The organism is Demequina aurantiaca (assembly GCF_050598105.1).
GTDB classification, from domain to species: domain Bacteria; phylum Actinomycetota; class Actinomycetes; order Actinomycetales; family Demequinaceae; genus Demequina; species Demequina aurantiaca_A.
Window position 1 is genome coordinate 1127627 of sequence record NZ_CP192436.1, and the last position, 12821, is coordinate 1140447.

Here is a 12821-nt window from a genome sequence, read left to right on the forward strand (position 1 = left end):
CGTGCCCTCCCACTAGGCGACGCGGCCCGCGACGCGCCCAAGCGACTTGGGGCGCTGAGTCTTGCTACCCGCCACCCTTGCCCCTAGGTTGCAACTATGGGGACTATGGACAAAGACATCTGGCGCGCACTGTTGGAGCGCGCGCGAAAGTATCCGTCGCCGCATAACTCGCAGCCCATCAAGGTGCGCGTGCTCGGCAACCGCGAGGCGGAGTTCTTCTACGACCTCGACTTGGGCCTTCCCGCAGAGAACTACGGGATCCCGTTTGGGCACGTGTGCGCCGGCGTGTTCCTGGAGTCGCTCGCGACGGTGGCGGCAGCCAGCGGGTTCCGGGTGGTCGAGTCGCTCGAGCACGGGGACATGGACTTCGACGCGCCAGAGCGCCTGCACCGGCTCGGGACTCTGCGACTAGAGCCGCACGACGTCGAGAACGAGGACCTCGCGCGCCTGGCCGCGTACGAAGCACGGCAGACGTCGCGCCTGCCCTACGACGCCGCTACCGTGCCCGCTGCGGTGCTGGCGTCCGTCGCGAGCGTGGTCGAGGCATCGGGCCAGCGATTCAGTTCCAGCGACCAGTCCGAGCTGGTCAACCGCATCATTCGCGTGAACCAGGAGACGCTGTTCGACGACCTCCAAAATGACGCCGTGCACGCGGAGATATTGCAGTGGCTGAGGTACTCCGAGGAGCAGGCGCGGGAGCGTGGCGACGGGCTGAGCGCGGCGACGATGCTGATGCCGGGCCCCGCGCTGAAGTTCGCGATGAAGCATCGCGGGCTGTGGCAGGCGCCGGTGATGGGCGCGGTGATACGTCGCATGTACCTGAGGACGATGCGCGGGGTCACGCAGGTGGGCTGGCTCGAGGGGCCGTTCTCCCAGCCGGCCGACTACGTCGAGGCCGGGCGCGCCTTCATGCGCGTGTGGCTCGAGTTCACGCTCCACGGCGTGTATCTGCACCCGTTCGGCACCGTCATCACCAACCCGCGTTCCCACCAGGAGTTTGTGCGCGTGGCGGGCATCGAGGAGGGGCCCGACTCGATGGCGTGGATGCTGTTCAGGTTCGGCTACTCGAAGGTTCCCCCGATAGCCCACCGCCGTCCCACCGAGGAGATGATTGTCGCGTGAACTGGCTCAAGAGGATCCTGGTCTTTCCCTACCTCGAGGCGCAGGACTGTGTGGTGCGCCTGCTGACCCGGCGGGTCTTCACCCACACGTTCCTGCTGATGCCGGGCTTTGAGTCCCTGCGGTGGCGCCTGGGCCAGCTGCGGGCGTGGCGGACGTTCGAGTACGCCGCGAAGCACGTGCCCGCTTACCGGGCGTTCCTGGAGGATCAGGGCGTCCAGCCGCGGCTCGACACCCGTGGCGGCGCGGGCGCAGCGTTCTCCGCTGTCCCGCCCATGGACAAGGAGTCCTACATTCGGCGCTGGTCGGTCACGGAACGGTCCGTGAAGGGTCGGCTCCCGCGGCGCGGGGTGGTGGTCGACGAATCCTCCGGAAGCTCCGGCACGCCCACCAGTTGGGTGCGCGGCCCGGACGAGCGGCTGGCCACGAGGCAGCTGCTGCAGGTGGGCTTCTCGCGCACATCCAAGACCCTGACCAAGCAGCCCTTTGTGCTGAACGCCTTCTCCCTGGGCGCCTGGGCGACGGGCATGAACGTCTCGGCCTCCCTGACCGAGGTCACCATGATCAAGTCGATCGGTCCCGACAAGGACAAGATCATCGCGACCATGAAGGAGTTCGGCCCGCACTACACGTACATCATCACCAGCTACCCGCCGTTCTTGAAGTCGCTCTTCGAGGACGACCGGATCGAATGGGACACGTACGACGTCGCCACCGCGTTTGGCGGCGAGGGCATCTCCGAGAACATGCGCGCGCTCATCATGAAGAACGCGTACAGCGCTTACGGCTCCTACGGGGCGTCCGACCTCGAGATCAACATCGCGATCGAGACCGACTTCTCGGTGGCGCTGCGCCAGGCGATCGCACGCGACCCGGAACTGTCCGCGCGGCTGACCAAGCGCAGCGAGTACGGCGTGCTGCCCATGATCTTCCAGTTCAACCCGTTCGACTACCTGATGGAGACCAACGAGCAGGGCGAGCTGCTGGTGACCATCACGCGACGCACCAACATCAACCCGCGGCTGCGGTACAACATCCACGACCGGGGGCACGTGCTGCGCCTGCGCGACCTCGCCCCGGTGCTGTCCGAGTTCGGGCTGGACTCGCTCGCCAAGGAGCGCCAGCTCGACCTGCCGCTGCTGTTCCTCTACGGACGCTCGGACATGTCGCTGGACTTCAACGGCGCGGTGGTGGCGCCGGACACGGTGCGCGACGTGGTGTTTGCCGACCCGGCGCTGTCCGCGCGCGTCGAGAACCACCGCCTGATCAGCTACGAGGACGTCGGCGGCGACCGCCAACTCCACATCGCGTTGCAGCTGGTTCCCGGCGCGGCCGACGCGGACGAGGATGCGATCGGGGCGCAGGTTTTCGCAGCGATGCGGGAGACCAATGGCGACTTCTCCAACGCCATTCGCACGTCGCCCGAGCAGATGTTCCCCACCCTGGCCGTCTACCCGTTCCGTACCGGCCCGTTCGCGCAGGACGGATCCAAACTCAAGAACGAGTACGTGTGGACGCTCGACGGGGCCGAGGTGAAGTCCTGGGGGCTGCGGGCGGGTTACGCCCCTCCGCGCGACGCGAACTAACAGCGGCACGGGGTCTCAGCGTCGCGGCCGTCCCGAGTGGCGGGGGCGTTAGCCTGCGATGACGAGCGTGAGCTCGTCGGGTCCCTTGGCGCTCGGGGAGAGACCCACGTCCACCAGTGCGTGGCCGATCATCCCGGCCGCCGCATCGGCGAGGTCCTGAGCGGTCTCGGGGCACGCATCGGCGGCAACCAGGTGGGCGGCGAGCAGGCCGCGCGTGTGCTTGGCCATGTGGCTCACGACCGCGCGCTTGCCGTCGAGCTCGCGCAGCACCTTCACGCTCACCCAGGGGCTGTCCGTAGGGCGCCACGCGGCGACGTAGGAACTGCTGCGGCAGTCGACCACTAGGCCGCCGTCCGCATCGGCCGCAAGGGGGCCCGTCAGGTGGCGCTTCCAAAACGAGGCGAGCCCGCCGATGCGTCCCAGGCTGGTGGCCATCGACAGGCGGTACGCGGGGATCAGATCCGCGGGGGAGACCGCTCCCCACAGCGCGGAGACGATGCGGATGCGATCGGCTGCGCGGGAGAGCGTGGCCGCATCCCAGGTGGCCATGCCCGCGGCGTCGTACAGCACCCCGGTGTAGACCTGCCCTGCGGGCGCGGTGGGGTTCGACCACAGCGACGTGTTGCGCGCGACGTCCCCCGCGAGGGAGGCGCCCACGTCGAGCACGCTCACCGCGTTGCGCTGGGCGCTGACCTTGGCGAGAGTGTCGCCCACGCGTCGGCGCGCATCGGCGAGCTCGGGATGGCTCAGCAGGGAGAGGTCGACGGGGTCGCCGATGGACGGGGGAGTCTTGCCCTCGGAGGGCGGAAGCAACACAAGCACGGGCTACACCCTATGCTTGCAGGGCGGATGAGTTGGCCAGGCGGTCGCGTGGTGGGGTAACCCACACCGAGGAACGTCCGGGCTCCGTAGAGCAGGGTGATGGTTAACAGCCACCCGGGGTGACCCGCGGGAAAGTGCCACAGAAAATTACCGCCTCGCAAGAGGTAAGGGTGAAAAGGTGAGGTAAGAGCTCACCGCGACGCTGGTGACAGAGTCGGTCAAGGTAAACCCCACCCGGAGCAAGACCAGACAGGATGCGTTTGAGGGCTGCTCGCCCGAGCATCTGGGTAGGTTGCTAGAGGCGTGCGGCAACGTACGTCGTAGATGGATGACCGCCCCCGTGGCTTAGGTCACGGCGACAAAACCCGGCGTATCGGCCAACTCATCCGTTTAATATCATTTACCAGGGATTATCCATCCGAATGGCTGAGAACTTCGTAGATACTGCGCAACGCAACTAGCGTTCGATCGCTCTTGGCGACGGTAACGCGCTTCCGCAACGGTTCACACGTGGCCACGCGTGCGAGTTGGCTGGGCTATTGCAGGTTGTCGAACTCTTTGTCCACGGCGCTTCGAACGCGCTCGTCGGCTCCGGGCCAGAGGTGGCCGTAAGTGTCCAAGGTCTCTACTGCACTTGCATGTCCAAGGAGCTCCTGTACAGCCTTTACCGACTCGCCGGACTGGATCAGTAAGCTGGCGTAGTAATGGCGCAACGTGTGGAATGTTGTTGACTTCGTTTTCTTCCTGTCCGCTGAGGTACTAGCCGGAGTATCCGGTTCGATTGCCGCGAGCGCAGCGTTGAAAAGGGGCTCAAGATTTTGCCGCGTCAAGGGGCCGTTGTGGACGTTTGTGAAGACGAGCCCTTCAGGCCCCGCTGGCCAGCTTGAGCCATGATCGGCGAGCGCGGCGAGTGCGACTTGCGGCAAGGGTATCGTCCTGTAGCTGGCTGCGGTCTTGAGTGGGCCAAACACGGGCATCCCGTTAACGATGCCAACAAGTTGCTTATCGACCTCTAGTTCCTTGTCTTCCTGGAAGATTCGGTCCCAGGTGAGACCGAAGAGTTCACCCTGCCGCAATCCCGTAGTGGCAGCACATATGATCAGCGCGCGATAGCGGGCTGGCATTGCGTCTGCGAGCGCAACGATCTTTGTCGTCGAGGGGAGTCTTAATTTCTTCTTGTGTATGACGGGCGCCGTGATCTCGGCGAAGGGGCTCTCTCGGATCAAGCGCTTCTTCTCCGCCGCTGTGAAGATCGATTTGGCGTATACATGGATCAGCTTGACTGTAGATGCCTCGTGCGTGTCAAGCAGTCTTGCGATGAAGTCGGAGCAGTCCAAGGGGCGGACTTGATCGAGACGCGTCTCGCCGAACGCAGGCAAGATGTGATTGCGCAGGTGGCGATCGACGAGATCGGTGGTCCCCTTTGAGGGCCGCTTGAGCGCTCGAGCGGGAAGCCATGTTGAATATACGAACTCGCGCACAGTGACTTTGCCGTGACCAGGGCTTACGTAAGTGTTGGTTGCCTGATCGCGGATGGAATTCTTGAGTGCTTGCTCCGCTTCCGCCTTGGACTTGAAGCGCCTTTTCACCTCCTTACGGGAGCCTTTTTCCTCGCGGTAGGTGAGAAGATGGTAGTAGGTCCCGGTTCCGACTCGGCGGATGCGACCCTCCCCATCCAGCAGCTTCCGTCCGTTTTTATCCTTAACGATCCGAGTACGTTCTGTCTTGGTAATACTTGCCATGGCGTCGCAGTCAGCCTTCTCGTTCCGCGGGCGGCCGTTGCAGGCGGGTGCCGGGTTCGTCGGGGTAGTCGGGATCGGACCAGTATCTATATGCAGGCACGCGTAACGCATCTCCACCGATTGCGTCAACGAAAGGTGTGGTTGCATTCGGCTGTTGTTTCAAGAATGAGATGAGCTTCGACGCGAGGGTAGGCACGTCCTCGAAGGAGCCCCTCACCAGTTCCGCGTGCTCGATCCAAGAATTAACGACGTCCTCCAACGTGTCATCTGGAAGGTGGCGGCAGGCGTCGAGTAGTTCGGCGGTGGTGAAAGCATCGGCCTGCCGCAGGTCGACCATCGCTTCGGCGTTGAGAGCGTGACGCTCGAGCAATGTGAAGGCCTTTGTCCGGAAGTGCTCTGACGCAGGTTGAGCCAATTGCGTGACGTCGACGCCGAACACCTCGGCGAATGCGAACAGCTCTTCCGCACTAATGGGCCGCGGAGGAATTCCACGCTCGATACGGTGCAGTGAACTTGGCGCGATCTTGCACTGGATGCGGCTGAGCTCTTTGGACAGTGCTCCGTAGGACCAGCCTCGCGAAGTGCGCTCGATCTCTATCCTGTCGGCGAGTGCCTCGCCGAGTCCCGGTTCGTAGGTGGTCACATTTACTCCAGACGCTCGTCCCAATGTGAGACACACCGTACCGCATTAAGAGATTCTCCCGCCATTCAAGATATTGTCTCCCTATGAGGCAAGACATCCTGAAGGGGGATGAAAGTGGATTCTGAGTTCATGACAACTGCTGAAGTGGCGATTCTGACGAGGACTGCGACCAGCACGCTGCGCGCGTGGCGCGCGAAGAGTGAGGGGCCGGATTGGTGCTACTTCGGCCGCAAAGTACTTTACCGACGAGAGGCCGTCAACAACTACCTCCTCAGCACCGACACAGGACGCGGGAAAATTGCCGCGTAGCGCCGTGGGTACCGACAGCATCGCTATCGCATGCCACCGTCTGGACGGTAACGGCGGCAGCCAGCAACTGCTCTTCGGGGGTTTGAGGTGACCGCAGAGATCACTACCGGGCATGGTACGTTCAGCGGTCGCACTGTCCAGTCTGTGGTGAGACGAGAATATGGCCGTTCGGCATGGATCTGGTGGTCTGCGGATCCGAACGACCCCGCGGCCGGATTTATCGTCAGGACAGACAAGTACGGCACGCATGTACTTGCAACTCTCCGTTACTGGTCTGGACTGATTACCCGAGACGAGTATGGGCGCGCGGTGAGATAGAAGCAGACTCGCCGCGCGCCAAACGAATGCATGTGGGCTGCGCCGCCTAACACTCTGGGTGCCGTCGGAAGTTCTGGCGACAGACGTGAGCTTGGATCTCCGTCAACAACGCGCCTCGCGAGCAGGTAGTAGAGTCAACTCACTTTGAGTTGTACTGCTTCGCTCACTGTGTTTGCGAAGAACTCCGGAAGCGGAGACTGGTCGTTCTCAGAAGTGATCCAGTAACGTCCCGTGGCCCTTCCGTAGTCGTTGAAGTCGACCTCTGCCTCCCAGGCCGATACTCCCGAGTTAGAACGGATGCGAAGCATCACGGCAAGGTTGCTGATGTTGAACGACTCGATACGCGGCAATTTTGCCGCCGACGTACTAACGAGCGCCTCGAACTCGCGGCGCGTGAGGCGATCGTTGAATTCTACTGTTGTGCTCTTGCGACGCCGTGTCTCGGCGGCGTCTTTGAGGAGAATCGCCGCAACAGTGCCGACGGCCGCCGTTACGCCGCCCGCGATGAGTTTGTCCAGAAATCCCATGTCGCTCCTCGAAATATTTGACCTCACGCGTAGCGGGCGTATCCCTCGACCGTCCGCGGTGGCGCTGGTGCAATCCGCACGGATGCTAACTAGTTGGCACTACCGAGCAACACGTCGGACCATCGCAAGCCAACCAATGGCGCATGTACCTGTGATGGTGACGGCTCTGGGGTCAGTTGCTGTGACTGGTGGCAGCGGCTAGTGACGCAGCGAGCGCTACGGGTGCGGTCATCAAGGTCACGAATTCGACGGGCGACTATCAGCCAGTATGCCAACCCCAAGATGACCTAAATCGCCTGGCGTCTCAGCGCATTCCGAGGCAATCCTCTTCGAGAGCATGCGGCGTCGGCACACTGAGACACAGTGGGCGCTCTTTTGCCCATGTGCCAGCCGATCGACCAGTCATTGGCTTCATCAACACTGCCGAGCAGTTCTATCTTGCAGGCGCTCCGTTCTCAGGGTTCGCTTCCTCAGGCGAGATTCCCGTGACGACGTTCTCGTTCCGAGACCTCGAGTTCCTCGTTGGCCTTTCAGAGCCCGAGGCCGCCAACATGGTTATCGAACACGCGCACCCCGCGGGAGAGGGCGGCCGCTTTGGCGGCGCTTCGCCGAAGAGGTTCTGAAACGCCGCAATCCCATCCTTGAGGACGCATGGCGTTACTACGACTTCGTCGACCCGACCCTCAACATCTAGCCTATGATCCGAAAGTAGGGCTTAGGCGCCAACCGCAAGGTCATCCGGGTAGTAGCAAGATGACGTGATTTTAAAAACACTCGCGCTGTCAGTCGCACGAGCGATCGTCGCCACGCTCTCCCTGGGGGCCGCGCGCATTTCCGCCCCATCAGCCTTCGATCGCGAAAATACCCCGTATACCCAACCTTGACGCGTCGGAGGGTGCTGTCATACTCAAAGCAATATGACCTCAAAAAGTACATCCGCGCAGGTGCATACGTTCCCGCTCTGGTCCGACGAACCGGCAGAGAGGGACCTTCTTGCGTTCCGAGCGGTCGCAGAGACTGTGGCCGATGCCATCTTTGACGATGACCTCGATCCGATCGCTGTTGGTCTCTCGGGCGCCTGGGGGAGTGGCAAGACCAGTGTCCTCGAACTTGTGATAGAGGAGATTAAGAGCCGTTCGGCCGAGGCAGATGGCAAAGTCCTGGTGGTCTCGACACAGCCGTGGCGATATGACCCCGCGGTCGGGCCGAAGGAAAGCCTCATCGCCGAGGTGCTCGGCGCGCTGAATGGCGAGTTCAATCGTGAGGATCCGGTTGGTCAGGCCGGACTCGAAGCATTCAAAAAGCTTGTGAAAAAGGTCAACTGGACCAAGGCCGTCAAGATGGCCACCCGCACGGCCATCACCATGCAGATTCCAACGCTGGACGACGTGTTCGGCCTCGTGAACGATGACCCTGAGAGTCTCGAGGGGGAAAAAGGCATGGCGGGGTTCCGGGAGCAGTTCCAGTCGCTCCTAGCCGACCCCGCGCTCCAGCACATCTCTCGTGTGGTTGTCCTCGTTGACGACTTGGATCGCTGTCTGCCGGATACCGTGGTCGAGACCCTTGAGGCCATCAGGCTCTTCCTCTCCGCGAAGGGCATGTCCTTCGTGATCGCGGCCGACGAGGACCGCGTTGCCGACGCAATCCAGCAGAAGCTCAAGTCCCCGGTTGATGAGAAGGACGACGAGACGCCTGCGAAGCTCTACCTGCACAAGATCGTCCAGACCACGATTCCCGTTCCAGCACTCAGTCGTTTCGACACGGAGGCGTACCTCTTCCTGTTGCTCGGGAAGGCTGGTCTCGACGACGACGTGTATGCCGCCCTGGTGAAGAAATGCGATGAGCTGCGTGTATCCGGCGGTGGACTCGATGCCATTGAGGTGGCGGAGGACAGTCCGCTCGCGGATCATCTCGTCACTGCGGCACGTCTCACCCCGATCCTGTATGAGAAGTTCCATGGCAACCCGCGCCGCATCAAGCGGTTCCTCAACGACCTGAATGTGCGGCAGAGCATCGCCGGGCGTCGCGGGATCAACCTCGCGCCCGACGCGGTGGCCAAGCTCATGGTTCTTGAGCGAGTACTTACCCGAGACTTCGAGCAGGTGCTCGATTGGTTGGCGACCAACCAACTCCGTGACAAGCTCGAGGCGCTCGACGCGCTCGCTAACGGCCCAACCCCATCAGCCGAATCAGACCCGGAGGCGGCGGAGCCAGCAGCCCCAGCTGCTACCGCGGTCTCCAAAGCTGGATCGCGAGCAAAGAGCGCCACCCCGGCTGAGGAGCCGACGCCAGCTGTTTTTCCTGACGAGGGATTCACCGACACGCTACGCCGTTGGGCGAAGCTGCCTCCGGTTCTCGATGCAGCGGCCATCTCCGGCTACCTGTACCTTGCTGCATCATTCGCGAAGATCGAGGTGATCGACTCAGGGCTCCCGGAGCGACTCCGAGATCTTGCAGCCTCACTGACCTCATCACTGAAGGTGGATCGCTCCGGGATCACCGATGCCACCCTCCAGGCGCTGCCCGAAAGTGATGCGCGCACGCTTGTCGGCTTCCTCGGTCGACGCACTCGTGACCAGCCCTCCATCCAGAAGTTCTCAGTCGAGAGCCTGCTCCGCCTCGCCAGCGCTCAGCCAACAGTCACAGTCGATGTTGTGGCTGCACTCCGCTCTATCCGGGGCGTGGACATTGAGGCAGCGACCGTCGTCAAGTTGCGTCCGCACGACGAGGCGACCTTTGGGTCTGTGCTGGCGATCTGGAAGTCCGGCGCAACGCTCGATCCAGTGGTCAACTCGATCACGGTCGTAGAGAAGGCCTGGGGCACTCATGGGAACTAGTGGTTCGTTCGGCGGCAGTGGCGGCAAGGACGCAAAAGACCTCCGCGACAACATCGCGGCGTGGCTCGATGGCGACGGTGCTGGCTTCACCGGTGCTGACGGCGATGAGGCCACGACCACCGATGGCAACGCCGATGGGACCTCAACGAATCCTCCTGGCGACCCCGCTCCGGGCAGTCCCACGATTGATCTGAGCCCTGCCGTTAGGCTCCTGTTCCGCTCACGCGGCGGGAGCGGCGACGGGCCTGGTGGTGGCGGCGGCGACGGGCCTGGTGGCGGTGGCGGTGGCGGTCGTTCATCCGGAGGCGTCAGACGCTCAGTCGGACGAATCTCTCGCGCCGCAGGCCGCGCTGGAAGCCTCGCACTCGCATACTCATCCGGCAATCGCGCCGCCTTGCAAAGCGCAGGACTCAACTACGACGAGCTACGTGCACTCGGCGATCCCGTTGCTATCGGCATCAAGATCGTGGAGGCCGCGTTCGAGGCCCAGGCTGACAGCACCCTCGCTGACGCCGAGGAGCGCGACATCGTGGCGGATGTGGTTGCTTGGATCCTTGAGCGCCCCGCGGACCGGGCGCCATCGCCTGAGGAGGTGGTCCGCAAAACCATCGAGACCGCGATCGCCGAGGCAGCGCTGACCGAGATCTCATCGTCGCTTTACGAGCAGGGCGCCTCTTTCGCGCAGCGGCAAAGCGTCGAGCAGCAGATTCGTGACGTCGCCGCGGAGTACGCCGCACAGGCAGCTCTGAGCGCCACGGGCGCTACCGAGCAGGAGATGTCCACGGCGATAGAGACCGGCCTGAAAGACATTGGCACGATCTTTGGAGTCGACTCATGAGCCGCCTGCTTCTAACTCTCTCGGAATCCAACGCTGACGTGGCTCTCGTCGGCGGCACCTTCGACGAGGTCTTCCTCTGGACGTCGGGAGGACGCACGACCTTCACAGGGTCCTCCGGACCATTCCTCGCGGAACTTGGAGCGGTCAACCCGATCAACGTTGACCTCGTGCGTATCGCGCTTGGCGTGTTCGCTTCCGATCGATCGATCCTCCGGGAGCAGGCTGGCTCCGGTTGGAACGACCGACACTTTGACCTGACTGTCGAGGTGGCCAATCCGAGTGTCTGGGCGGCACAGTCGGCCGAACTTTCAACGCTGGTTGGATTCCTAACAGGGGACCACTGGTCCTTTACATTCACACAGGCGCAATCCGCGGCCGTCGCGCCGTTGGCGCTTGAAGAACAGCATCGCGGGCGAACGGTCCTATTGAGTGGCGGTGCGGACTCTGCCGTTGGCGCACTGATGTCAGCGCTCGAGCTCGGAGACGAAAGCTCGCAGGCTTTGGTGTCGCATTACAGCTTCACCGCGCTCTCTCCGATTCAGCGCGATCTTGTGACCGCCATAGAGGCAGCAGTTCCGGGCCAGACCCAAGGCCACCATCAGTTCCATTTGAGTCGTGCCGGACGACGGCTCGATGGAACTGCCTTCCGAAACGAGAGTTCGAGCCGTTCACGATCCTTCCTCTTCCTCGCGCTTGGGCTGGCAGTTGCCGAGCGAGCTGAATCGATTCTCTGGATTCCAGAGAATGGCTTCGCGTCGCTGAATCCTCCGCTTGGTCCCGATCGGCGGGGGAGCCTATCAACACACACGACGCACCCGCGTTTCCTCCGTGGTCTCAGCGCGATTGCTATCGCAGCTGGCGGGCACGGAGCGATTGAGAATCCGTTCGAGGCCATCACCAAGGGCGAGATGTTCAGACGCCTTGCTGCTGAAATCGGCGAGGACGCTGCCTCTAGCTATCTGAGTGCCACCAACTCGTGCTCACACACCGATGGCCGCTACAGCGGCGCTCCCGCCGGCTCTTCCTGCGGGGTCTGTTTCGGGTGCCTGGTTCGCCGCTCCGCCTTCGATGCATCCGGCGTGGTGGACACGACCACGTATCTCGTTGACGACACGACGGGACAGTTCGTCGACTTTGTCAAGGGCAAGAGCATCGTTGAGCCTGTCCGTGACTTTATCCACCGAGGAGTGCGCCCGCGAGACGTGATGGCGATGTCGCTTCCTGTGGGTTACCTGGCTCAAGACGCGCTCACGCTTTGCCAGCAGGGTGTCGATGAGCTGCGAGGCTTAGTGGGATGATTCCGCCGCTCCCGCCCCTTGATCTTCACGCGCACGTCAAGCCCACCATCGCGCCGCGGGAACTCGAGCAGCTCGGCGCCGTTGTGTTCGTGGCAACCCGGTCGCTTGATGAGTTCCATCAGACCCAGAAACGCCGAGACAGCGTGACAATCTGGGGGGTCGGAGCTCACCCTGGTGTGGAGCGAGCGCAGCGAGACTTTGACCCCGACGGATTCGCTGAAGCCATCAAGACGACGGCATTCGTCAGCGAGGTCGGCCTTGATGGTCGTTCCAAAGTCCCGATGGCACTTCAAGAGCAAACGTTTAGAGAGGTCCTCCGCGCGTTGAGTGCCAAGCCGCGCATCGTCTCAATTCATAGCAATGGCGTCTCGGGGAAGGTGCTTGATGCCCTTAGTGAGGTTCCCGTCCGAGGTGCTGTCCTCCACTGGTGGCGTGGAACGGCGGCGCAGACCGCCCGAGCCATCGAACTTGGATGTTGGTTCTCAATCAACCTGGCCGGAATGAAGTATCCGAGCGATGTCGCACTCATCCCCATCAATCGCGTCCTGATCGAGACAGATCACCCCTCGGGAGACCGAGGCGCTTCGGGGCCTCGCCAGCCAGGATCGGTGGGCGGTGTAGAGAGCGCCTTAGCGCTCGTCTACGGTGTCACCTCGACGGAGATTCGGACTCAGGTGTGGAAGAATTTTGCTGACTTGGTTGACGACGCTGGTGTCCTCGGAATTCTGCCTGCTGCCGTACGCCGAATGACCGAGGCCTCAAAGCGGTAGTCGCTGCGCGTT

General features: G+C 62.6%; 11 protein-coding genes and 1 other RNA gene. 8 read left to right on the forward strand and 4 right to left on the reverse strand.

All coding sequences use genetic code 11. The annotated features are described in order from the left end of the window. Nucleotides 1-105 precede the first annotated feature (105 nt). Nucleotides 106-1122: a hypothetical protein gene (locus tag ACQU6B_RS05070; RefSeq protein WP_430868960.1), complete on the forward strand. Its 1017-nt coding sequence runs from the start codon at nucleotides 106-108 to the stop codon at nucleotides 1120-1122. Beyond that, nucleotides 1119-2705: a CoF synthetase gene (locus ACQU6B_RS05075; protein WP_430868961.1), complete on the forward strand. Its 1587-nt coding sequence runs from the start codon at nucleotides 1119-1121 to the stop codon at nucleotides 2703-2705. The genes ACQU6B_RS05070 and ACQU6B_RS05075 overlap by 4 nt, the downstream gene beginning before the upstream one ends. Before the next feature lie 48 nt (nucleotides 2706-2753). On the opposite strand, the gene ACQU6B_RS05080 is transcribed toward ACQU6B_RS05075, so the two are convergent. After that, on the reverse strand, nucleotides 2754-3527 hold the full coding sequence (locus ACQU6B_RS05080) for a YaaA family protein (protein WP_430868962.1): 774 nt from the start codon (nucleotides 3525-3527) through the stop codon (nucleotides 2754-2756). Between the two features lie 28 nt (nucleotides 3528-3555). Between ACQU6B_RS05080 and rnpB the strand changes: the two genes are divergently transcribed. Beyond that, nucleotides 3556-3916, forward strand: an RNA gene (gene rnpB, locus ACQU6B_RS05085) — RNase P RNA component class A. A gap of 147 nt (nucleotides 3917-4063) precedes the next feature. Here the strand turns inward: rnpB and ACQU6B_RS05090 are convergent. From ACQU6B_RS05090 to ACQU6B_RS05100, 3 genes are all read right to left on the reverse strand, one after another. Further along, nucleotides 4064-5269, reverse strand: a complete 1206-nt coding sequence (locus ACQU6B_RS05090; protein ID WP_430868963.1) for a tyrosine-type recombinase/integrase — start codon at nucleotides 5267-5269, stop codon at nucleotides 4064-4066. 10 nt (nucleotides 5270-5279) lie between these two features. Next, nucleotides 5280-5912 (reverse strand): helix-turn-helix domain-containing protein, encoded by a 633-nt coding sequence (locus ACQU6B_RS05095; RefSeq protein ID WP_430868964.1) that lies wholly within the window; start codon nucleotides 5910-5912, stop codon nucleotides 5280-5282. A gap of 761 nt (nucleotides 5913-6673) precedes the next feature. Then, nucleotides 6674-7066 (reverse strand): hypothetical protein, encoded by a 393-nt coding sequence (locus ACQU6B_RS05100; RefSeq protein ID WP_430868965.1) that lies wholly within the window; start codon nucleotides 7064-7066, stop codon nucleotides 6674-6676. Between the two features lie 383 nt (nucleotides 7067-7449). On the opposite strand from ACQU6B_RS05100, the gene ACQU6B_RS05105 reads away from it, so the two are divergent. The 5 genes from ACQU6B_RS05105 (at nucleotide 7450) to ACQU6B_RS05125 (ending at nucleotide 12809) form a co-directional block, all read left to right on the forward strand. Further along, on the forward strand, nucleotides 7450-7689 hold the full coding sequence (locus tag ACQU6B_RS05105) for a hypothetical protein (protein WP_430868966.1): 240 nt from the start codon (nucleotides 7450-7452) through the stop codon (nucleotides 7687-7689). Between the two features lie 321 nt (nucleotides 7690-8010). Beyond that, nucleotides 8011-9903: a KAP family P-loop NTPase fold protein gene (locus ACQU6B_RS05110; protein ID WP_430868967.1), complete on the forward strand. Its 1893-nt coding sequence runs from the start codon at nucleotides 8011-8013 to the stop codon at nucleotides 9901-9903. After that, nucleotides 9893-10741, forward strand: a complete 849-nt coding sequence (locus tag ACQU6B_RS05115) for a hypothetical protein (RefSeq protein WP_430868968.1) — start codon at nucleotides 9893-9895, stop codon at nucleotides 10739-10741. Before ACQU6B_RS05110 ends, ACQU6B_RS05115 begins: the two co-directional genes overlap by 11 nt. Further along, a complete protein-coding gene (locus tag ACQU6B_RS05120) occupies nucleotides 10738-12039 on the forward strand; it encodes a hypothetical protein (RefSeq protein ID WP_430868969.1) in 1302 nt (433 codons plus the stop codon). The genes ACQU6B_RS05115 and ACQU6B_RS05120 overlap by 4 nt, the downstream gene beginning before the upstream one ends. Then, nucleotides 12036-12809 carry a TatD family hydrolase gene (locus ACQU6B_RS05125; RefSeq protein ID WP_430868970.1) on the forward strand — a complete coding sequence of 258 codons (774 nt, stop codon included), beginning with the start codon at nucleotides 12036-12038 and terminating at the stop codon, nucleotides 12807-12809. Before ACQU6B_RS05120 ends, ACQU6B_RS05125 begins: the two co-directional genes overlap by 4 nt. The last annotated feature ends 12 nt before the right edge of the window (nucleotides 12810-12821 follow it).

Excerpts from the sequence above, each read along its gene's own strand:
- ACQU6B_RS05125 (WP_430868970.1), top strand. The coding sequence starts at position 12,036 with ATGATTCCGCCGCTCCCGCCCCTTGATCTTCACGCGCACGTCAAGCCC.
- ACQU6B_RS05115 (WP_430868968.1), top strand. The coding sequence starts at position 9,893 with ATGGGAACTAGTGGTTCGTTCGGCGGCAGTGGCGGCAAGGACGCAAAA.
- ACQU6B_RS05120 (WP_430868969.1), top strand. The coding sequence starts at position 10,738 with ATGAGCCGCCTGCTTCTAACTCTCTCGGAATCCAACGCTGACGTGGCT.
- ACQU6B_RS05100 (WP_430868965.1), bottom strand. The coding sequence starts at position 7,066 with ATGGGATTTCTGGACAAACTCATCGCGGGCGGCGTAACGGCGGCCGTC.
- ACQU6B_RS05070 (WP_430868960.1), top strand. The coding sequence starts at position 106 with ATGGACAAAGACATCTGGCGCGCACTGTTGGAGCGCGCGCGAAAGTAT.
- ACQU6B_RS05090 (WP_430868963.1), bottom strand. The coding sequence starts at position 5,269 with ATGGCAAGTATTACCAAGACAGAACGTACTCGGATCGTTAAGGATAAA.